This window comes from Staphylococcus sp. AS1337, from assembly GCF_051408735.1.
GTDB lineage: Bacteria > Bacillota > Bacilli > Staphylococcales > Staphylococcaceae > Staphylococcus > Staphylococcus xylosus_B.
This window is the reverse complement of record NZ_JBOIHZ010000002.1, coordinates 141841-164217: the sequence shown is the minus strand read 5'-3', so window position 1 is coordinate 164217 and position 22377 is coordinate 141841. Positions and strand designations below refer to the sequence as shown.

25 protein-coding genes and 2 other annotated features are annotated in these 22377 nt (G+C 32.3%); of the genes, 2 read left to right on the top strand and 23 right to left on the bottom strand.

Annotation, left to right across the window (positions count from 1 at the left end; translation table 11 throughout):
• Position 1: 1 nt before the first annotated feature.
• The 10 genes from ruvA to ACSUE0_RS03460 form a co-directional block, all read right to left on the bottom strand.
• The gene (gene ruvA, locus ACSUE0_RS03505; protein WP_436956111.1) at positions 2–604 is read right to left on the bottom strand and encodes a Holliday junction branch migration protein RuvA; all 603 of its coding nucleotides are present in this window, start codon (positions 602–604) and stop codon (positions 2–4) included.
• A 12-nt stretch (positions 605–616) separates the two neighbouring features.
• A complete protein-coding gene (locus ACSUE0_RS03500; RefSeq protein WP_017724673.1) occupies positions 617–1072 on the bottom strand; it encodes an ACT domain-containing protein in 456 nt (151 codons plus the stop codon).
• Between the two features lie 12 nt (positions 1073–1084).
• Positions 1085–2380, bottom strand: a complete 1296-nt coding sequence (gene obgE / locus ACSUE0_RS03495; RefSeq protein ID WP_107530513.1) for a GTPase ObgE — start codon at positions 2378–2380, stop codon at positions 1085–1087.
• Between the two features lie 132 nt (positions 2381–2512).
• Positions 2513–2797: a 50S ribosomal protein L27 gene (rpmA, locus tag ACSUE0_RS03490; protein ID WP_017724675.1), complete on the bottom strand. Its 285-nt coding sequence runs from the start codon at positions 2795–2797 to the stop codon at positions 2513–2515.
• 12 nt (positions 2798–2809) lie between these two features.
• Positions 2810–3130: a ribosomal-processing cysteine protease Prp gene (locus ACSUE0_RS03485; RefSeq protein WP_026113597.1), complete on the bottom strand. Its 321-nt coding sequence runs from the start codon at positions 3128–3130 to the stop codon at positions 2810–2812.
• A gap of 2 nt (positions 3131–3132) precedes the next feature.
• Positions 3133–3441 (bottom strand): 50S ribosomal protein L21, encoded by a 309-nt coding sequence (gene rplU / locus ACSUE0_RS03480; RefSeq protein ID WP_017724677.1) that lies wholly within the window; start codon positions 3439–3441, stop codon positions 3133–3135.
• Positions 3442–3453: 12 nt separating this feature from the next.
• Positions 3454–3527: a sequence feature (ribosomal protein L21 leader region), on the bottom strand.
• A 29-nt stretch (positions 3528–3556) separates the two neighbouring features.
• Positions 3557–4081, bottom strand: a complete 525-nt coding sequence (mreD, locus tag ACSUE0_RS03475; protein ID WP_119614984.1) for a rod shape-determining protein MreD — start codon at positions 4079–4081, stop codon at positions 3557–3559.
• Positions 4081–4923, bottom strand: coding sequence for a rod shape-determining protein MreC (gene mreC, locus ACSUE0_RS03470; protein ID WP_017724679.1), 843 nt, complete (start codon positions 4921–4923; stop codon positions 4081–4083). The genes mreD and mreC overlap by 1 nt, the downstream gene beginning before the upstream one ends.
• 652 nt (positions 4924–5575) lie before the next feature.
• Positions 5576–5743, bottom strand: a complete 168-nt coding sequence (locus ACSUE0_RS03465; protein ID WP_182475198.1) for a hypothetical protein — start codon at positions 5741–5743, stop codon at positions 5576–5578.
• A 70-nt stretch (positions 5744–5813) separates the two neighbouring features.
• The gene (locus ACSUE0_RS03460; RefSeq protein WP_436956108.1) at positions 5814–6272 is read right to left on the bottom strand and encodes a DUF4930 family protein; all 459 of its coding nucleotides are present in this window, start codon (positions 6270–6272) and stop codon (positions 5814–5816) included.
• Between the two features lie 149 nt (positions 6273–6421).
• Here ACSUE0_RS03460 and ACSUE0_RS03455 point away from each other — a divergent pair, with 149 nt between their 5' ends.
• A complete protein-coding gene (locus ACSUE0_RS03455) occupies positions 6422–6598 on the top strand; it encodes a hypothetical protein (protein ID WP_119615270.1) in 177 nt (58 codons plus the stop codon).
• Positions 6599–6849: 251 nt separating this feature from the next.
• On the opposite strand, the gene ACSUE0_RS03450 is transcribed toward ACSUE0_RS03455, so the two are convergent.
• From ACSUE0_RS03450 to ACSUE0_RS03425, 6 genes are all read right to left on the bottom strand, one after another.
• Entirely contained in the window at positions 6850–7131 is a 282-nt protein-coding gene (locus ACSUE0_RS03450) for a hypothetical protein (RefSeq protein ID WP_119615237.1), read from the bottom strand.
• A 147-nt stretch (positions 7132–7278) separates the two neighbouring features.
• A complete protein-coding gene (gene radC, locus ACSUE0_RS03445; protein ID WP_119615239.1) occupies positions 7279–7956 on the bottom strand; it encodes a RadC family protein in 678 nt (225 codons plus the stop codon).
• 2 nt (positions 7957–7958) lie between these two features.
• Positions 7959–8663 (bottom strand): prepilin peptidase, encoded by a 705-nt coding sequence (locus tag ACSUE0_RS03440; protein WP_436956106.1) that lies wholly within the window; start codon positions 8661–8663, stop codon positions 7959–7961.
• Between the two features lie 290 nt (positions 8664–8953).
• Positions 8954–9772: a squalene/phytoene synthase family protein gene (locus ACSUE0_RS03435; RefSeq protein ID WP_436956104.1), complete on the bottom strand. Its 819-nt coding sequence runs from the start codon at positions 9770–9772 to the stop codon at positions 8954–8956.
• 245 nt (positions 9773–10017) lie between these two features.
• Positions 10018–11283, bottom strand: coding sequence for a bifunctional folylpolyglutamate synthase/dihydrofolate synthase (locus ACSUE0_RS03430; RefSeq protein ID WP_436956102.1), 1266 nt, complete (start codon positions 11281–11283; stop codon positions 10018–10020).
• A gap of 11 nt (positions 11284–11294) precedes the next feature.
• Entirely contained in the window at positions 11295–13925 is a 2631-nt protein-coding gene (locus tag ACSUE0_RS03425) for a valine--tRNA ligase (protein WP_436956100.1), read from the bottom strand.
• 42 nt (positions 13926–13967) lie between these two features.
• Positions 13968–14209, bottom strand: a binding site (T-box leader).
• A gap of 59 nt (positions 14210–14268) precedes the next feature.
• On the opposite strand from ACSUE0_RS03425, the gene ACSUE0_RS03420 reads away from it, so the two are divergent.
• Positions 14269–14847 (top strand): DNA-3-methyladenine glycosylase I, encoded by a 579-nt coding sequence (locus ACSUE0_RS03420; RefSeq protein ID WP_119615098.1) that lies wholly within the window; start codon positions 14269–14271, stop codon positions 14845–14847.
• 157 nt (positions 14848–15004) lie between these two features.
• On the opposite strand, the gene ACSUE0_RS03415 is transcribed toward ACSUE0_RS03420, so the two are convergent.
• From ACSUE0_RS03415 to hemA, 7 genes are all read right to left on the bottom strand, one after another.
• Entirely contained in the window at positions 15005–16090 is a 1086-nt protein-coding gene (locus ACSUE0_RS03415; protein WP_436956097.1) for an AbrB family transcriptional regulator, read from the bottom strand.
• Between the two features lie 94 nt (positions 16091–16184).
• Entirely contained in the window at positions 16185–17468 is a 1284-nt protein-coding gene (gene hemL, locus ACSUE0_RS03410) for a glutamate-1-semialdehyde 2,1-aminomutase (RefSeq protein ID WP_119613583.1), read from the bottom strand.
• A gap of 13 nt (positions 17469–17481) precedes the next feature.
• Positions 17482–18462, bottom strand: a complete 981-nt coding sequence (gene hemB, locus ACSUE0_RS03405; protein ID WP_436956095.1) for a porphobilinogen synthase — start codon at positions 18460–18462, stop codon at positions 17482–17484.
• Positions 18452–19138 (bottom strand): uroporphyrinogen-III synthase, encoded by a 687-nt coding sequence (locus ACSUE0_RS03400; RefSeq protein WP_119613585.1) that lies wholly within the window; start codon positions 19136–19138, stop codon positions 18452–18454. The genes hemB and ACSUE0_RS03400 overlap by 11 nt, the downstream gene beginning before the upstream one ends.
• An 18-nt stretch (positions 19139–19156) precedes the next feature.
• Complete coding sequence (gene hemC / locus ACSUE0_RS03395) at positions 19157–20083, bottom strand: hydroxymethylbilane synthase (protein WP_119613607.1); 927 nt, start codon at positions 20081–20083, stop codon at positions 19157–19159.
• Between the two features lie 49 nt (positions 20084–20132).
• Positions 20133–20969, bottom strand: coding sequence for a cytochrome C assembly family protein (locus ACSUE0_RS03390; RefSeq protein WP_119613586.1), 837 nt, complete (start codon positions 20967–20969; stop codon positions 20133–20135).
• Positions 20970–20990: 21 nt separating this feature from the next.
• The gene (gene hemA, locus ACSUE0_RS03385; protein WP_119613587.1) at positions 20991–22325 is read right to left on the bottom strand and encodes a glutamyl-tRNA reductase; all 1335 of its coding nucleotides are present in this window, start codon (positions 22323–22325) and stop codon (positions 20991–20993) included.
• Positions 22326–22377 lie beyond the last annotated feature (52 nt).

Here is a 22377-nt window from a genome sequence, read left to right as displayed (position 1 = left end):
ATTATGATATCAATAATTGCAATCCTTTTTTAACTGCATCATCTACAGATTCGAACGAGTCTTTAGCTAATACTTTTTCTACTTTTGTTAGCTCTCGTTTTGAGTATCCTAACGCTTCCAATGCTAAGAGTGCTTCTTTAATAATCGGTGTATTATCACTAAGTGAAGCTTCAACATTTAATATTTGGCTACTATCTACTTCGTTTATTTGAACTTTTCCTTTAAGATCTAATACGATTTGACGTGCTGTTTTTTTACCAATACCAGGGAATTTTGTTAAATAGGCATCATTTTCGTTCTCTATAGCTATCTTAACTTCATTAGGCGAACTACTAGCTAATATAGCTAACGCAGATTTTGGTCCAATACCTGTTACTTTAATTAAGCTTAAAAACATATCTTTTTCTTCTTGATTTATGAATCCATAAAGAAGTTGAGCATCTTCTCTAACTATTAATGACGTATGAATTACAACCTCTTGTTCCATAAATTTTTGAAAACGATAAGAATTGGGCGTTTGAATTTCGTATCCTACACCTGAGGCTTCTACAACCACGTGTGTAGGGTTCAAAACTGCTAACGTCCCCTTTATATATGCATACATAGTTACACTTCCTTATATTGTCATACTAATTAATTCTACTTTAGAAACGTGATCAATAACTCGCAACGCTTCCATAACATCATCAATTTCTAAATTTGTACCTTTAGCATCTAATGAAAGTGTAATCGTTGCTCTACTCTCCATTGGTATACTTTGATGAATTGTTAATACTGACAAACTTAAACTTGATAAAGTATTTAAAACTTCTGCCAACATCCCTACGATATCATTCACATATAATATTAATGTAAATTCACGTGTAGACTCCATTTTTTCATCAATAGGGAATATTGTATCTCTATATTTATAAAAAGCACTTCTTGATAAATCGAATTGTTTAACTGCTTCAAATATGGACAGTGACGGATCATTTTTTAAAACTTCTTTAATTTTTAAGGTTTTTACAACAGATTCTGGTAATACATCCTCGCGAATTAAGTAAAACTTTTTATAATCTTTTTTGTCCATTTTCAAGCACTCCTATTCAACGAATTCAAATTCTCCACCAAGGATTCTAACAATATCTCCATTTTTACATCCGCGTGCTCTCAATGCTTCATCAATACCCATAGAACGCATTTGACGCGCAAATCTACGTACAGCAGGGTCACTATTAAAGTCAGTCATTTTGAACATTCTTTCGATTGCTTTACCGCTTACAACGTATGCAGCATCATCATCACGTGTAATTGTGAATTTATCTTGACTAGGTGTATGTTTGTAAATCACTCTATTAACACCTAAATCTTCTTCTTCATCTTTACTAAAGTCAATGTCTTTTACTTCTTCTAATTTGTCTGCTATAGCATAAAGCAGTTCATCAATATGGTCATGCATAAATGTTGAAAGTGGGATAATGTGCACAGAATCATCATTCAAAGCTTCTTTAAATGCTTCTAAATTCTCTTCTGCGTTAGGCATATCCATTTTATTAGCAACCACAATTTGAGGTCGCTCCTCTAAACGATGTTCGTAGGCATTTAATTCCTCATTAATAACTTTATAATCTTCATAAGGATCACGACCTTCAGATCCACTCATATCTACCATGTGAACTATTACTTTTGTACGTTCAACGTGTTTTAAAAATTGATGTCCTAATCCTACACCTTCAGACGCACCTTCTATTAATCCTGGTAAGTCCGCCATTACAAAACTTCTTTGATCCTTCGTAGAAACTACACCAAGATTAGGTTTAATTGTTGTGAAATGGTATGCACCTATCTTAGGTTTAGCTTTAGATACAATAGATAATAAAGTAGATTTACCTACACTTGGGAAACCTACTAACCCAACATCAGCTAGCAATTTTAATTCTAAGGTAACGTCAATTTCTTCACCAGGTTCACCATTTTCACTGAAATCTGGTGCTGGGTTTCTAGGAGATGCAAAACGTGAATTCCCTCGACCGCCTCGACCACCTTTAGCCACTACTGCACGTTGACCATTTTCAACTAAATCAGCTAAAACCTCTTCTGTTTCAACGCTTTTAATAATCGTACCAGGTGGAACTTTTAATACGAGTTCCTCCGCATTTTTACCATGCATATTACTACTTTGCCCGGCATCGCCTCTTTTGGCCTTGAAATGTGTTTGGTATCTAAAATCTAATAATGTTCTCAAACCTTCATCTACTTCAAATATAATAGATGCACCATCGCCACCATCACCGCCAGCTGGACCACCGAATGGAACATATTTCTCTCTACGATATGCTGTTATACCGTTACCACCATCACCTGCTTTAAGTGATATTTTTACTTGATCGACAAACATGATTTCACCTCTTTTTCTTAAAATTTATTTTTTTATATCATTCTGTATATTATATCATTATCTCATTAACTAGAAAATAAAGACAAAAAATAAACACCAGAAGTGATCACTTCTGGTGTTAACGATGACAAATTACTCAGCTGCTGCGTAAACAGAAACTTGTTTTTTGTCGCGACCTTTGCGTTCAAATTTAACCACGCCGTCGATTTTAGCGAATAATGTATCGTCGCCACCACGACCTACATTTTCACCAGGATAAATTTTAGTACCACGTTGGCGGAATAAGATTGAACCACCTGTAACGTGTTGACCATCAGCACGTTTAGCTCCTAAACGTTTAGAAACTGAGTCACGTCCGTTTTTTGTAGAACCAAGTCCTTTTTTAGATGAGAAGAACTGTAAATTTAATTTTAACATTATGATTGCACCTCACTTATAGTTTAATCTGATATTTTCTTTATATTCTTCTTCAATGGTTTGCAACGAAACTAACATTGCTTGAAGAATTAATTGCGCTTGTTCATTAGAAGTATCAACACTTCTAATATGGAAATGTCCACCGTCATCATTGTAATCAATATCGGGCTTCTCATTTGTTAATCCCATTATAGCATTAACACTTCCGAAAAGCACTGCGGATGCACCTGCACAAACTATATCATGTCCATATTCGCCATGTTCTGCATGGCCATCCATGATAACATCAGTGATTTGACCGACATCGTTCAATGTAACATCAACAGTAATCATAATTATGCGTTGATTTTGTCGATTGTTAATTTAGTGTAAGGTTGACGATGACCTTTTTTACGTTTTGAGTCTTTACGACGTTTATATGTGAATACAGTGATCTTCTTACCGCGACCTTGTTTCTTAACAGTAGCAGTAACTGAAGCACCTTCAACAGTTGGCGCACCAACTTTAACTGCGTCTCCACCTACAAATAATACTTTGTCAAATGTGAAAGAGTCACCTTCGTTAACATCTAATTTCTCAACAAAGATTTCTTGTCCTTCTTCTACTTTAACTTGTTTTCCACCTGTTTCAATAATAGCAAACATACTTTGCACCTCCTATAATTTAAGTCACGCCAAATTTAGGTGACATACATGTTCTTTAACCTAAATCCGAGCGGTTGTATGTAGCTAAAAACTACTCAACTACTGCATTCTAGCATTAGGGTTTCTTACTGTCAATCTTCAATTGCACTTTTCTAAAGAATTTAGTAATAATCGGATAGAAAATAGTAAGTAATATAAAATTAAGCACCAATGTAGGTATTAATCTATACAACACAAAATCAAATAAATTAAATGCTATCAATCCCAATATGCTATAAATAGTAGCTACATAAATTTCTAAGAAAATTGTACTTAATAATACTATAAAGAATAACATTGTATAGTCTCTATAAAATGTTTTGAAGAAAAAGTCTTGTATTACAACGAACAATATATAACCAAATAAATACAAGCCATAAAAACTACCAAAATATAAATCAGTAATTAAGCCTAACACCGTAGATAATATAATAGCTACACCAAAACTTCTGTGAACACATATTATTAGTAAATACATTAGAGTCAAGTGTGGAACAAAAATTATGTCTTTCGTGCCAATTTGCATTGGTATAATTAACCCAATTGCAGTATCAATATAAAATAATACAATACCGATAAGAAAGTAGTATAACGCACGCATTAATTATCACCACTTTCATTATCCGGTATTGTCTTAGGGTCTCTTTTAGCTACATATACATGATTTAAATCTGATAAATTAGCAGCTGTTTTAACTCTAACTTCTTTTGATAAGCCATATTCATCATTTTCTACTTTTGAAACTTCACCTATGTATATACTACTTGGTAATTGATCAGCTAAACCACTTGTAACAACCTTATCTCCTTTTTTCACACTGTCTTTATTATTAATATCAGTAATAATAAGTTCTTCATTTTTAGAATCATAATGATCGATTAACCCAAATACATTTTTATCATCATGTTGAATATTTACTGATAAACGGTTAGCGCGTGTGTTTGTTGAAATTAAATCAACTTGTGAGGAAAATTGATTTACTTTAGAGATTCGACCTACCAATCCTTCTGAAGTCATCACAGCCATATTATTTTTTATACCATCTTTAGCACCCTGGTTAATAACTAGTGTATTCATCCATTGATCTGGATTTCTAGATAATACCGTACTAGAAATTGGTTCGAATTTAGATATATCTTCTATATCTAATTCTTTTTTATACTTTTTGTTTTCTGATTTCAGTCTTTCGTTTTCAGCTTCCAATTGTTTAACCTTGCTTTGTTGCTCTTTTGAACTATCTTTTGCAAAAAGGTTATTGATTGAACCTGTTACGAAATGAACAGGATAACTAACCGCCTTTTGACCGAATGCAACTGAATCTCCTACGTATTGTTCTACTGGTGATTGTGATTGCGAACGTAAAGATACACCAATTAAGGCAATAAATACAATGATTGCACATAAAATAACAATCAACTTGTTGTTTTTAAAAAACTTTGACAACCTAAACACCTCTATTACCCGACTATTTTACTACTTGATATTATTTTATATTACTCATAGATCGAAATAAAGTAGTAACCTTATTATTCACAAATTAAATTCTAACCACTCATTTAATATATTAAAGCTAGAACAAATATTGCTGAGATTCTACTTTAAAACATAAAATGTAGTGTTAATTTGTATTATAACAAGTTTCAAAGTAAATAGTGTACTAAAGTCTTGGATTTTACAATTTTTTAAATTCAAAATTATGTATATAAATTAAATATGTTTTTAACTAAAAAAGGAAAAATTGCTAAGATAATAAATTTATGCTAGTTAAATAGTGAGTTTTATTATTTTTCCTACCATTTATATTCTCATGCTTTTGCCCTTAGACAGTTTAAGTTTATTTATCATTAACTATATATATTAACGTTTTGTATAAAAGCAAAAAAGCTGACACATGAAATCATGTCTCAGCTTTCGGTATATTTTTTACAACAGTACTAGAATGGAAATTGCGTTTTCGATTATTGCAAATTTTAAATTTAGACTTGTCAACGTCAAGTCATTGAATATCCGCTAAAATTTTAAATTTCAGCTTTGATTCAAATAAATTCATTTCTTAGAAATAATTTAACGTCCATTAGTTTCAGCAAAAATATAATTATTTTTCTTCTGCGTCGTTTTTTTCTGTTTCAGCAGATTTTTCAGCTTCTTTTTCAGCCTCTTTTTCGTCTTCTTTATATAAAGTTTCCTCTTTACGCCAACGTGCGAATAGATTTTGTGCTTTTGCTTGTTCATCTACTTTTTTATCTTTAGACTGTTCACTCATAATTAGACACCAACCTTTTACGTTTTTACTTATATAAGGCTAACGCATTTTTGCTGAGAATTCAAACCACTTACTCGTAATTAGATGGTGGCTGTAGTTCGATATGCTCCCCAAGTTGATTTAGGTCTTGCTCCATTTCTATTTCAGTTTTATAAACACGAATGGAGTCTGAACCAAATTTATAAATTATAAATTCATCGCCACGTTGGCCTGCTAGATATTTATCGCTATACCCCATTCTACCAATTCCCGATACAGACATAAATTCTTTCTTATCTATCCAATCAAATACATTTTTAGCCTGACTGCGCGGGACATTTTTTAAAATATCATTGTCTTCTACAGAATAACGTTGACCACCTGTTAAATCACCTTCTGATTGGGTGTTGCTTGTAGGTGGCTCATTATTATGTACTAGGTTCCATTGCTGGTCTTTTAAAAACGGCGCATATTTCAACGCGAAGAATACAATGATTATAATTGCTATAATAGCTATAAAGTTTTTAATAATACTAAATATAAACCGCATGAACCACCCTCCCATAATTTCACCCTATATTATAAAATCAATTAATTTAAATATCATCAGTCTGTAGTAGTATTCAAAAGTTAACGATAGACTGATGCATACATGCTTTTTTCATAGTACAATTATGTACAAAGGGAGTGAAATATAATATGAGTATTATATCTATAATCCTACTTGTCCTCTTAGTTATATTATTATTTAGAGTAGGTTTATCAATTTTAAGATTTTTAATATACGTTGGAATTATCGTATTATGTATATATCTAGGTTATCAAGGTATTCTTTGGATAATGGAAAACTTTAATAATTACTTTAATTTTATATAAATAACACAATCTATGCATGTTATCACAGATATAGATTATTCCAGTAGCAGAGTATAGTATTACTTAAATATACTTGTAATATTATAATTTGGTCGTTCAGACGGAGCAAGGAATCAAAAATGGATTCCTTGCTCCGTCTTTTAACATTCAACTATAGTTACATCTATGAAAATTGAGATATCAAACGTATTTCATAATCAAAGATATTTTCTAACCTTAATATAAAAACTAATGTTTCACAAACATTATAGTTATTTTTTAACATTATTTGATAGCACTTGATAAAAATAATAACAAGCACACAACAATAGTGCCCATATAACAGCTATAATCAATGCACCTATTAAGTATAGCCAAAAAGATGTGTGATTTGTACTAAAAATAAAGAATAGCATAGTAGTTAATAAGACACCTACAATTGAAATAACTACTGTTTTTTTAGTACTGTTAAAATCAATAGGTTTTTTAATTTTAACTAATTGCATTAAATAAACTACCGGCAGTAACAAACCAATCAATAATATCGTTCCCACTTGATAACGCCTCCTTAATTATCAACTTGATTATACCGTAACTGAGTGAGTACAGAAAGCCAAAATTAATACTAAAGCATGCAATAAAAATATAATAATGCGTTAATCAGTCTATGCGTTTATGTAAGCAACTTCGTATATCATGTTTTAATCAAAATAGCCGTCCTCTACCATACTCATATAAGTATGATCTCCAATAATAATATGGTCTAGTAAATCTATTCCGAGAATTTCTCCACATTCTCTTAATCTATTAGTTGTCCTAATATCTTCTTTGGACGGTGTAGTATCACCTGATGGATGATTGTGAAGCACCACAATTGCATTACTTGCACATTTTATAGCTTCGCTAAATATTTCTCGAGGATGAACGATTGATGAATTTAATGTTCCAATAAATATTGTTTTCTGCTTAATAACAACATTCTTAGAATTAAGAAATAACACAATAAACTTTTCCTGAGTTAAATGCTCCATTTTTCCCATCATAAAATTAGCAACATCTTGAGGACTAGTAATTTGTATCTTCTCATCTAAACTACCCGAATGCATGCGTTCCCCTAGCTCAAAAGCAGCTTTTAGTATCAATGCTTTATATAAACCAATTCCCTTCACTTTATTCAAATCATTGATGGATAATGCCTTTAACTGTTTTAAACTTTCTACTGACTTTAACAATTCATTAGCTATATCTAAACTTGAAAACCCTTTTCTACCTGTATTAATTAAAATGGCTAGTAGTTCACCATCAGATAAATGTGCAGGTCCATTGTTTAACAACCTTTCTCTAGGTTTCTGATTATTGGCAAGTTCTTTTATTTTCATTATTAAAAACCTCCAAAGTTTAAATTTTGAGATGTTATAAGCATTATATTAAATGCTATATAAATAAAAGGAATAAGTGGAATTCTTGCTCTTTCATTACGAGAAAGAAGTAACACGAGCAAAGCAAAAACACCACCACAGATAAATGTAAACAAAAGTGTGATTAAAAACTCTGAAGAGGATAAAGCTAAAGCTAGCAAAGAAAAGATAATTATATCTCCATAGCCAATGGCATTATGAAATAGTAAATAAAATATATGAAGCAAGCTCGTTACGAAGAAAAATGACATGATATGAATTGGAGTAATAAAACAAATGCAAATAGCAAAAACGACTACCACATGCAAAGGAACTGTGTATGTCTTAATATCAAATATAGAAAAGACGAGGAGGAATAAATAAATTAGTATTAAAGTAGTGTTATCAATCGTTAGTTTGTGAGGTAAATAAATCATGTAAAATACAGGAACCAAAGAAAGAAACTCCCCAAGCAGATAAAAAACACTTATTCTGCGATTACAGCATCTTGAAGTGCCTCTTAAAAAAATAAAGCTTAAAATTGGTATTGTTTCTATTATAGTTATTTTTTTGCGACAATAATCACATCTTGAATGGGTTGTGAGATAACTTAATTTCAGGTTTTCTACAAAACATAGCTGATATAAAAAACTAAATAATATAGGACAAATTAAAAGCAGCGTTATCAACACTTCACCTCCTAACAAGTATTATAGCATCAATCCATAATACCAATAAGAAAAATAACACTATTGAAATAATTTCAACAATGCGCAATCAACAAACCAAATTTTGTATATAGTTCGGTTTGTTGATTGTGCATTGTCACCACACATTATTTCGTTTACGAATTATATTTTAGAATAATAAAACCAGCTCAACAATATAATGAGCTGGTTTTATATGTATAAAGTTACTAATGGTTTTTAATTTTGTAATATTAATAAAAATGAATCATTCATAAAAAGGATTTTAGCATCTAATCTTGTTGAATTTCATCGACAGTTTCTTCTACTTCTTTTCTGGATATCTTCTCTCTACCATTTTTCATTGCTTTAAGTGATTTGTGAGCCAGTGCTAATGGTAAACGACAAAATAGTAAAATGGTTTTTTTATTAATATCTTTCATATATTCATCTGCTTTAGCTAAGTTATCTTCAGCATATTTAAACAAATCATCGCGTGTCCAATCATCCGGTACAAAACTTACACCACGTTCTGCTAAATCCTCTTGTTCATTTCTAAGAATGTTAACAGCTTGCAAGCCTCGTCCGTATCCAATTGCCAATTCTCTATCTGTTTTAACATTTGCACATAAGTCCCACAATTGCGAGAGCATGACACCGACAAGTCCCGCTACATAATATGTATAATCATCTAAATCATCCTTGGTATGGATATCCCAGTTTGCTTTAGCCCATTTTGCCATACCAAATGCCATTTCGCTAGAAGCCTCTAATACAATTGATACTGTCTTATTTGGACAAGCTTCTATCCACTCACCTAATCTTAAAGTGACTTCAGGCATTTTATCCTTCACGGGTTCAATAATTTGCATGTATTTCTCTTCATCAAAAGGAGCTTTAAATAACTCACTTACTTGCATCAATATTGAATGTTTTAAATCATTATTCAATTCCTCGTGATCTTCAATTTCATCTATTGCTCTTAATACTAAATAAGCAGATGCTACCGTATGTTTTAACTCTTTTTCTAAAAAAGTTATCGGAATATAAAAAGTACGACTTGTTTCTTTTAAAACACGCATTGCATCTTTTGGGAATTTCTTTTCAGTCATTTTAATCTAATACCTCCCCTTTTATTAAATATTATCATATAATTACAAAATAAAATAGGAAATGCTTGTCACCTAATTTAATCAAAATAGACTCGTCAAAAAATTGACAAACCTCAAATTTTCAAACTAACTTTTTACTCTTTATTAAAATTATATTTGGATACCACTTTTCTTTTATTTAACACAAAAATAAGCGAATGGTTCAACAACCTATCGAACCGTTCGCTTATTTATAAAATATATATTTAACTAAAATTAACTTTAGCTTTTACTTCACTTATAAAGTACAAGCTTCCAGTAATGATTAAACCGTCACCTTCATATGATTCGATAAACTTCACATAATCATCAACAAGTGCTTTTTGATCAAATCGAACTTCATCAAAAATCGTTTCTTTTGTTAAAGCTTTCGGAAAATCAAAATCTGTTATATAGAATGTAGAAGCAATCGTTTTTAGTTGATCCACCATAGCATTTAAAGGTTTTCCTTTGATTGCAGAAAATAAAATATCAATATTTTCAGTGTGATAATAATTTTTCATCGTACTAATTAGCGCTTCTACACTTTCAACGTTATGTGCGCCATCGACAATCATCAAAGGACGTTCTTTCACTTGTTCAATTCGACCAGTCCAACTCACCGATTCAATACCATCAATCATTTTATTGAAATCTAAATCAACGATATTTGACTCATTTAATTCAATAAGTGCGGTAATTGCTAACGCGGCATTTTCTTTTTGGTGTTCACCTAACATATTTAATAAAAGCGTCTCAAGTTCATAATCTTTATAGCGATAAGTGAATTCTTCATCTTCAGAGATAATACTAATATCTCTATCCAACTCAATTCCTTCAGCATTTTGTTGTTCCACATAATCACGAATAACTTTAAGCGCTTCTTCGTTTTTTACAGCATAAATGATAGGTGTGTTTGGTTTTACTATCGCACCTTTGTCTTTTGCAATATCTACATACGTGTCGCCCAATATATCAGTATGGTCTAAACCTATACTTGTCAATATTGATAAGATTGGTTTAAAAACATTGGTAGAATCATTTTTAATACCTAATCCCGCTTCAACAATTACAAAGTCAACTGGGTGGATTTCACCAAAATATAAAAACATCATCGTTGTAATAATCTCAAATTCGGTTGCAATTCCAAGGTCAGTTTCCACTTCTAAGGCTTCGCTTACTGGTTTTACTCTTTGAACTAATTTAACAATATCATCATCATTTATGGGTACACCATTCAAACTAATACGTTCGTTGAATGTTTCAATAAATGGCGATGTGAAAGTGCCCACATCATATCCGTTATCAACAAGTGCTGAACGTAGATACGACACCGTGGACCCTTTGCCATTTGTGCCACCAACATGAATACCGTTTATATTAAATTGAGGATTATTTAGTCTATCCAACATCCACTCCATACGTTTGACGCCTGGTTTAATACCAAATTTAGTTCGTTCATGTATCCAATATAAGCTATCTAGGTAATTCATCTTAAGGACTCCTATGCTTTTAATTGATTAATTCGTAATTTAACACCATCATATTTCTCTTGATATGTTTGTTTCTTCTCACGTTCTTCATTAATAACTTTTTCAGGTGCTTTATTGACGAAGTTTTCATTTGCTAATTTTTTATTCACGCGATCGAGCTCTTTTTCCCATTTCAAGAGTTCATTCTCTAAACGCTCAATTTCTTTATCCATATCTATTAGACCTTCCAATGGTAACACAACTTCACCAGCAGTCGTAACAGAAGTCATGGCTTTTTCAGGAATTTCAATATCCATATCAATTGTCAATTCACTTGGATGACAGAATCTATCAATATAATTCGAGTTGTTTAACAATGTCTCTTTGATATTATCATCTTTCGCTTTAATAAAGATTGGAATTGCCTTTGAAAGCGGCGTATCTACTTCAAGACGTGATTGTCTAACTGATTTAATAATTTCAACAAGTTGTTGCATCGTTTCTTTACTGTCATCAAATGTGAGTTCATCATTCACTTTTGGCCAAGATGCGTTTACAATTGTTTCACCTTCATGAGGTAAGTTTTGCCAAATTTGCTCTGTAACAAATGGCATAAATGGGTGTAACATTCTCATTGTGTTATCGAGAACATACGTAAGTACTGAACGTGTAACTTGCTTTTGCGCTTCATCTTCACCGTTCATAGGTATCTTACTCATCTCGATATACCAATCACAGAATTCATCCCAAATAAAGTTATAAAGGGTACGACCAACCTCACCAAATTCATATTTATCACTTAAATCCGTAACATTTGCAATGGTTTCATTTAATCGAGTTAAAATCCACTTATCTGCAAGAGAAAGGTTTCCTGATAAATCTACATCTTCTACCTTAAAGTCTTCACCAATATTCATAATACTAAATCTCGCAGCATTCCATATTTTATTAATGAAATTCCATACAGATTCAACTTTTTCAGTAGAATAACGTAAATCATGACCAGGAGATGAACCAGTAGCAAGGAAGTATCTTAAGCTGTCTGCACCATACTCATCAATGACATCCATAGGATCCACACCATTGCCAAGTGATTTACTCATCTTCCTACCGTCTTCTGCACGGACTAATCCGTGTAATAATACATCGTTAAAAGGACGTTTTCCAGTAAATTCTAAACCTTGGAATATCATTCTTGCAACCCAGAAGAAGATAATGTCATATCCAGTCACTAATGCATTAGTTGGGAAGTAACGTTGGAAGTCTTCTGCTTCTGTATCTGGCCAACCTAATGTTGAAAATGGCCATAACGCACTTGAGAACCAAGTATCTAATACATCTTCATCTTGAGTCCAATTTTCAATATTTTCAGGTGCTGATTCACCCACATAAATTTCGCCCGTTTCTTTATGGTACCAAGCTGGAATTTGATGCCCCCACCAAAGTTGACGTGATATCGTCCAGTCTCTAATTTCTTCCATCCAACGATTAAAAGTTTTTTCAAAACGTGCAGGAACAAAATCAATTCTATCGTCTGTTTTTTGATTATCTAGTGCTTGCTCAGCAAGTGGTTTCATTTTAACAAACCATTGTGTTGATAAATACGGCTCTACAACTGCGCCAGAACGCTCTGAATGACCTACTGAATGTTCATGTGCCTCAATTTTAATAACAAGGTCTTCAGCCTCTAAATCTTTCACTAATTGGTCACGACAATCAAATCGATCCATGCCTTGATACTTGCCAGCTTTATCATTCATTTTGCCTGATTCATCCATTACGATAATGCGTTCTAAATCATGGCGATTTCCTATTTCAAAGTCATTAGGGTCATGTGCTGGTGTTACTTTCATTGCACCACTACCAAATTCAATATCAACATATTCATCTGCTAATATAGGTAGTTCTCTACCAATGATAGGTAAAATTACTTTCTTCCCAATAACATCTTTGTAACGTTCATCATTAGGGTTTACGACAATCGCAGTATCACCTAACATTGTTTCAGGACGTGTTGTAGCAATTTCAATAAATCCATCACCATCTGCATATGGATATTTAAAATGGTAAAACTTACCTTCAACATCTTCATGTATTACTTCAATGTCAGATAAAGCAGTACGTGCGATTGGATCCCAATTTATAATATATTCACCGCGATATATTAAACCTTTATTATACATATCCACAAATACTTTTTTCACAGCTTTACTTAAACCTTCGTCTAACGTGAAACGTTCTCTACTGTAATCTAAGCCTAGGCCAAGTTTCGCCCACTGTTCTCTGATAAAAGTAGCGTATTCTTCTTTCCAATCCCAAGCTTGTTCAAGGAATTTTTCTCGACCTAAATCATGTCTTGATAAACCTTGCTCGTTTAACTTTGCTTCTACTTTTGCTTGCGTAGCAATACCTGCATGATCCATGCCTGGTAAATATAAAGTATCATAGCCTTGCATACGTTTCATTCGCGTTAATATATCTTGTAATGTAGTATCCCATGCATGCCCTAAATGTAATTTACCAGTTACGTTTGGTGGTGGAATTACAATTGTATATGTCTCTTTCGAACTATCTTCTGTCGCTTTAAAATAACCATTGTTAACCCATTGGTCATAACGTCCGGACTCGACTTCGTTCGGATTATATTTTGGTTTCATTTCCATTCGTTAAAATCCTCCTTAAAAATAAAAATATCCGCCCTATCAATATAGGACGGATATTCCGTGGTACCACCTAAATTCAAGAAATTATAGTATAATTTCAAGCACTTAATTATATGATTAACGCTCAAACACGCTTTAGCCTATACTATAATTATTTAAGAGCATTATATTTCAGCTAAAGTTCAATGTGGGCTACCTTCAATAAGTGAAATTGTACATTTACACCAACCATGTACTCTCTTCTAAATTTCAGCTTATTTACTCTTCCCAGTAGACAATATTCTTTTACTTAATTATAGTATAATGGATGTTAAAATAAGTCAATGGCACTGGAGTGAAATTTATGAATGAATGCGCATTTGGAACAAAAGATCCACTTTATCTCCACTATCACGATGAGGAATGGGGACAACCTATTTATGATAGTTTGAAATTATTTAAATTAATTGCACTTGAATCACAACATGCAGGTCTTTCATGGTTAACTATTTTAAAGAAAAAAGAATCTTACGAACAAGCTTTTTATAACTTTGATCCAACTAAAATTTCAAAAATGACAACTGAAGATGTTGATCGATTAATGACTTTTCCCAATATCGTGCATAATCGTAAAAAGATAGAAGCAATAATTAGTCAAGCACAAGGTTATTTCAATATAGAAAAGGATTATGGAAGCTTTAGTGACTTTTTATGGTCCTTCGTAGATTATAAACCGATTGATTGCGCCTATGCTACACCAAGTGAACGCATTACAGTAGATGACCGTGCTACAAAACTTTCAAAGCAACTTAAAAAATATGGTTTTAAATTTTTAGGTCCTGTTACTGTTTTTTCTTTTTTAGAAGCTGCAGGTCTATACAATGCACATCTTCAAAGTTGTCCGAACAATCCTAAAGTATATAATGGAAAAGGTTTCGGCTAAATAATTTGCAAAAACTTTAATAGATCACCTTACGTATTAAGATATTCCAACACACTACTTTTATAGTTGGAAATAAGTATTATACTTATCATTTATAGATAAAACCACAGCGAACACATAGTGTTTACTGTGGTTTTATTATATTTCATCGTAATTTTTAAGATTTCTTATTAATAGAATCTTTCGCTACTCTGTATTTTAGGAAATAACTTAGTAAAGGAGCAATTAGAAATAGTATGAAGAATATTCTAAAGATGTGATAGCTTGAAATCAATGCTACATCTGCACCTGTTTCGATTGCCACTAATACTATTTGGCTCATACCACCTGGCGCAGCACCTAAAAACAATTCATTAACAGAATGGTCGGAAACCATTGCAATAAATAGCACCATTACAAAAGTTAGTAATATTAATATTATATTTTGAAATGCAATTGCTACAGCGATTCTACCTTTCATTTGGTCTAATAATTTAGCAATTTGTATACCTATACGTATCATATAAATAACTTGTGCTGCCGCAATAATATAATTGTCTAAGGTAAATGTAACACCAGTTAATAAATTCCAACAGATAAGTACTAATATCGGTGCAAGTAATTGTCTGGTAGGAAAATTAATTTTCCCCATAATGACATATACTAAAAATACTGCAAGTGCTAATAAAAGTATATTTGGAATAGTCAATGCTTCGGTTAGTGTATTGACTACACTATCCTCTGCCGAACGATTACCACCACTGTCTTTAAAGAAATACGAAATAAATGGTACAAGAATAACAACAAATATAATTCTTGATGTTTGTGTTAAACTGACGACCATAATATTCGCTTTCTTATTTTCCTCTGCCATTATAAGCATTTGACTTAACGCACCTGGAATCACGCTTAATATTGCAGTTTCAGTATTTACCTTAGCAATTTTTTTAAAGAAAAAGGCTATTATTAATGCAAGTCCTAATAGCATAACTGTGATTAATATAATAGTCAGCCAATCATCTTTGATATCAAAGATTACATTTTCGGTAAAAGTTGATCCTATTTGGACACCTAATAATACCAATCCAATTTGACTTAGCCAAAACGGCCATTCAACTTCCATGTGAAAGCATCTAACACAAATGACACTTGCAATTATAGGTCCAAACATAAATGGTAATAGTATATTTGCTGCATTTAAGATTAGACTTAATAAAATAGCTAGCAATAAAACGATGATATTATTTCTTAATTGCTTACTCATGTTCTCACAACTTTCGTAGTTATCGTCATACTTAACTGAGCTATCCATATTAAAACCCGATCAACGCATTGGTTGTTCGGGCATAATTTAAACTTTATACAATTCGATTTAGAGCAGTATCGAACGCTTCTATAGTTTGTTTAATATCTTCTTCGGTGTGCGCGGTTGAAAGAAATGTACCTTCAAATTGTGATGGTGGTAAAAATACTCCCTCATTTGCCATTTCTCTGTACATTTGACTAAACATTTCTAAATCACTATTGTTTGCTTCTTCAAAGTTTGTAACAGGCCCTTCATTCAAGAAATATCCTATCATAGAACCTGCTCGATTTACAGTGATTGGCACATTATGTTTTGCAAACACTGCTTTTAATCCTGCTTCTAATTGATCGCCTAATTTATTAAAATAGTCATATGTTTCTGGTTTAAGTTGTACCAGAGTCTCATACCCACTAGTCATAGCTAAAGGATTACCTGATAAAGTACCAGCTTGATAGATATCACCTGCTGGGGCAATATGGTCCATGATTTCTTTTTTGCCACCAAAGGCACCTACTGGTAGACCTCCTCCAATTACCTTACCTAAACAAGTTAAGTCTGGTATCACATTAAAGTATCCTTGTGCACAATTATATCCTACTCTAAAGCCTGTCATAACTTCATCAAAAATTAATAATGAGCCATATTCAGTTGTAATATCTCTCAGTCCTTGTAAAAAACCTTCAATCGGTGGAACGACACCCATGTTACCAGCAACGGGTTCTACAATAACGCCTGCAATGTCATCACCAAATTCTTCAAATGCAACTTTAATCGCCTCTAAATCATTATAAGGCACTGTAATTGTATTTTTAGCGATACCTTCAGGCACGCCTGGAGAATCTGGTAAACCTAAAGTCGCAACGCCGGAACCAGCTTTAATTAATAAAGAATCACTATGACCATGATAACAACCAATAAATTTAATGATTTTATTTTTTCCAGTATAACCACGTGCTAAACGCAAAGTATCTAATGTCGCTTCTGTACCAGATGATACCATACGTACCTTCTCAATAGATGGCACTCGCTCTATAACAAGTTCTGCTAATTTATTCTCTTGTGTTGTTGATGCACCAAAACTTGTACCTTTATCTACTGCTTCATGAATTTTATCAATAACTTGTTTGTTTTTATGACCTAAAATTAATGGCCCCCAACTTAGTACATAATCAATGTAAGCGTTGCCGTCAATATCATATATTCTTGAACCTTCACCATGATCCATAAAAATTGCTGGTGTATCTACAGATTTAAAGGCTCTGACTGGACTATTTACACCACCAGGCATTAAATGTTCAGCTTCTTCCATTGCTTTTTTAGAATTATTGTAACGCATTATATCCATCCTCCTATTGTTCTTCATCTAAATATCGACAAATATCTTTTGAGAAATAAGTAATAATCATATCTGCACCTGCACGTTTCATAGAAACCATTTGTTCCATAACTACTGCTTTTTCATCTATCCATCCATTAATTGCTGCAGCTTTGGTCAGACTATATTCGCCACTTACATTATATGCAACGACAGGGACATTTGTTGTATTTCTAACGTCTCTAATAATATCTAAAAAGCTTAATGCAGGTTTAACTATCATCATATCTGCACCTTCATTTAAGTCACTGTCCAATTCTCTTAAAGCTTCTCTACGATTTGCTGGATCCATTTGGTATGTTTTACGATCACCAAACTGTGGTGCAGATTCAGCAGCATCACGGAATGGCCCGAAGAAACTTGATGAATATTTAATACCATAGCTCATAATTGGTATATTATAATAACCTGCTTCATCTAATCCTTCACGAATCTCTGCTACAAAACCATCCATCATGTTACTTGGGGCAATGATATCAGCTCCTGCTTCAACTTGAGAGATTGCAGTTTTTACTAGTAATGGTAATGATTTATCATTGTCGACATCTTTCGTTGCTTCATTGATAACACCACAATGTCCATGGTCTGTGTATTCGCATAGACATGTATCTGCTACAATTAATAAATCACTGTACATTGCTTTTGCTTTTCTAGTAGCTTCTTGTATTATACCGTTATGGTCATAAGCGCCAGTACCTACAGCATCTTTTTCATTTGGTACACCAAAAAACATAATACCTCTAATACCTAAATCATAAGCTTCTTTAATTTCATCACCAAGTAAATTTAAACTTATTTGATATATACCTGGCATTGATTTGATTTCTTCTTTAACATTATCACGCTCTACAACAAAAATAGGATAAATTAAATCTTCTTTTCTTATATGTGTTTCACGTACCATACTTCTCATTGATTTACTACTACGTAATCTTCTGTGTCTATCAAATTGCATTTGTTTCCCAACTTTCTATTATTTTGCTAACTAATGATTCTAACGTTTGAATTTCTGATACTATACCTTTAGCATGATATTGATGTAATGTTTCCAATGTTTGTAAACCAATTACAAAATAATGATCAAAGTTAACTGTCGTTTCATGATTAAAATAATAACGTACAGCTGATGAGCTTGCAAAAGCTACAGCATCTATTTCACCTTTTTTAATCATCATTTTAACATCACTAATATTATCAGTATGTGGAACTGGTTTATACAAGTCAATTTTCTGAACTATATAATTTTGATTATATAGTTCATCTTGTAACAAAGGCCTTGCCGCATTACTGGAAGGCAACAATATTCTACTACCTTCTTCAGCACAAAACGACTCAAGAAATCCCTCTTGAGAATAGTCTTTTGGGCAGAAAGATACCTTTAATCCCAATGACTTACAATAGTTTGCAGTTTTCTCACCAATAACTGCTATCTTACCGACATTAACATGTTTTAGATACGGTTGAAAAAACTTCACCGCATTTTTGGACGAAAAAATAAGCCAGTCATAGTTCACATTCAATAAATTTAAGTCGAATGATAATGGCTCTACACGGATAAATGGTCTGTGTATGATACATGCATCATTTCTTTTAAATTCACTGGTTTGTGTCATAACTATAACTGGTCTCATTATTTTCACCTCGAAGGATTATTGTTCTTCGTTTAGTGCTTTAATTATTTCGTAAGCGCCTTGCGCATTTAATACATCAGTAACTTTTTCCCCGAGTTCAACTGGGTTTGTACCACGCTCTGTGTGTTCATAACGTTCTTTGCCATCAGGCGACATAATTAATCCGGTGAACTCAATTGTACCATTGCTTTCTTTAGTTGCATAGCCACCGATAGGCACTTGGCAACTACCGTTCATACGCGTTAAAAATGTTCTTTCAGCAGTCACACATGAAGCTACATCATCGTTGTGAACTTTGCTTAACAAATCTAGCAACTCTTTGTCATCTGAACGACACTCAACACCTAAGGCACCTTGTCCAATTGCAGGGATTAATGTTTCTTTATCTAAGTAAGTCGTGACGATATCATCAGACCATCCCATACGTTTAAGACCAGCAGCAGCAAGAATAATAGCATCATAATCTTCAGTTTCCAATTTACTTAATCGCGTATCAATGTTACCTCGAATCCATTTAATTTGTAAATTCGGGTATTTTGCCAAAATTTGTGCGCCGCGTCGCAACGAACTAGTACCTACAATACTATTATCTGGAAGTTCATCCAATTTAATGTGATTTTTAGCTATATAGGCGTCATATGGATTTTCACGATCTGGTATACAACCTAATGTTAAACCTTCAGGTATAACGCTTGGTACATCTTTTAAAGAATGAATCGCCATATCTATTGAATGGTCGAATAATTCGTTTTGTATTTCTTTAACAAATAATCCTTTGCCCCCAACTTTTGATAGCTGTTTATCTATTATTCGATCGCCTTTTGTTACTATTTCTTTAATCTCAATATCTAACTCAGGCTCTATTGCTTTTAATTTATCTATAAACTGTTGGCTTTGTGTCAAAGCTAATTTACTTCTTCTTGAACCAACGACTAACTTACGCATCATGCGCAACCTCCTAAAAATACAACTATTTATCATTTAATTTTTATAATTATATCCCTGTCCATTGATGAAAATCAGAAACATGTGAAGCAAAAAGTAAATTTATCATACTCAAACAAAATAAGATGATATTAAAATAAATTAATTTATGTTTAGTTAACGTATGCTTCACTCTAAAAATGATATAAATGCCATATAGCAAAGTGATAACTATCGACATAACCACTTTAGGATCAATCAAAATATTTAATCCTAAAGCATTGAATCCCCACTGAGCACCTAAGATAATACTTAAAATGATAAATAAAAAACCAATTAAACTACTATAGAATACAATTTGCTCAAGCGTAGCGACGCTTGCTATTCTAAAATATTTTTGATCAAATCGCTTTTGTTTTAAATTTTTATACTGAATTAAGTATAAAATGCTATTTACAAAAGCAAAAGCAAATAATGCGTAACTAATAATTGCAAATGTGACATGTACAATAAGCAATTCGTTGATTAGGTTTAATTTTTCACCTGTACCATGGTAATGCATTGGTTGAAAAGTACTCATCGCAATAAATATAAAACCAATTAAATTGAATAAAAAAATTGAAAAATCTATTTGTTTAATGACACTAATTACAATTGAAATAGAAATAATCAACCATGCCAATGCAAAAAACACATCAAAAATATTACCTAAGGGTACTTGTTTCGTAGCATTAATATAAAATGATAAAGAGATTGTTTGTAACACCCAAACAATCCCTAATGTAACAAATCCAATTCTTCTTACTTTATAAAACTTTTTGATAAAATCAAAAAAGTAACAAGCGATACTAAAAAAATAAAATAATAATATAAGTTCATTTAACCTTATGAACATAATTTCTTGCATATCATCACCATTTGAATATGCTTATTCAAAACTCAATATTTGGCTGTTTACCACCTTATTAGTAGTTTCTTTTTTAGGTTCATATGCATTTTCAGCCTCAATGTCAAAAATGTTTTGAAATAGCTCTAATTTTTCGGTACTTTTCTTATCACTACTTAATTCTTTAGCTTGTTTTATAGGATCTTTCAACATTTGATTGATAATACTTTTCGTGTGTTTTGAGATTATTTTTCGTTCTCTTTCTGATAATCCAGGTAATTTGCGATCTAAACTATCCATAGTATCTTCTTGAATATTCATTGCTTTTTCTCTTAATGCACGAATAACTGGTACAACACCTAGCATGTTCACCCATTCATTATGCGATGAAATTTCATTTGGAATACTTTGCATAATTTGATCAGCTGCATTTTGACGTTCTCTCAAATTGGCATCTACTAAACCTTTTAAGTCATCTACATCATAATTAAACACATCTTCTATTGCATCAATTGTAGGTTCAATATCCCTGGGAACTGCAATATCAATTAATACTAAAGAATCATTTTTACGTTCAGACGCGCATGATTGCAACATTTTATTCGTTACAATATATTCATCAGAACTTGTTGAACTGATTACTATGTCCACGTTTGCTAAAAGTTGCGGTAAAGATGTCATTGCTTCAAATTTTACGTTATGTTTCATTGCTAGATTTTGAGCTTTACTCAAAGTTCTATTTACAATCGTAATATCTGTTACACCTGAACCGATTAAATTAAGAAGTGATAGTTCACTCATATCCCCTGCACCAATGATTAAAGCTTGCTTGTTATTAATTTTGCCAAACACTTTTTTACTTAGTTCAACTGCAGCATACGAAACACTTACTGCATTATCAGCAATATCTGTTTCATTATGTGCTTTTTTCGCAAAAGTAATTGCTTGTTTAAATAAATGATTAAAGATTGTACCTGTTGTATCTTCTTCTTGAGCAATAAAAAATGCATTTCTTATTTGTCCAAGAATTTGTGTTTCTCCTAGAACTACAGAATCTAACCCTGAAGTAACTTGCAATAAATGTTTTACTGCATCGTCCCCCACTTTTACTTCAGTCATTTGTTTAATTTCTTCAACATCAAAACCAAAGGATCTCGCTAAAAATCTTTGAATATAATAGCGACCCGTATGAATTTGATCTGTTACAGCATATACTTCTGTGCGATTACAAGTTGATAATATCACGTTTTCTAATATAGATTTCGTTTCATATAAACCAACATTGGCTGAACGTATGGCATCATCCTTAAAAGCAACTTTTTCTCTAAGTGCTACATCTGCTGTGCGATGATTTATGCTAACCGCAATTAAATGCATTTATAACGCCCTCCATACATATTACAATAAGTAAATTATAACACAATTATAG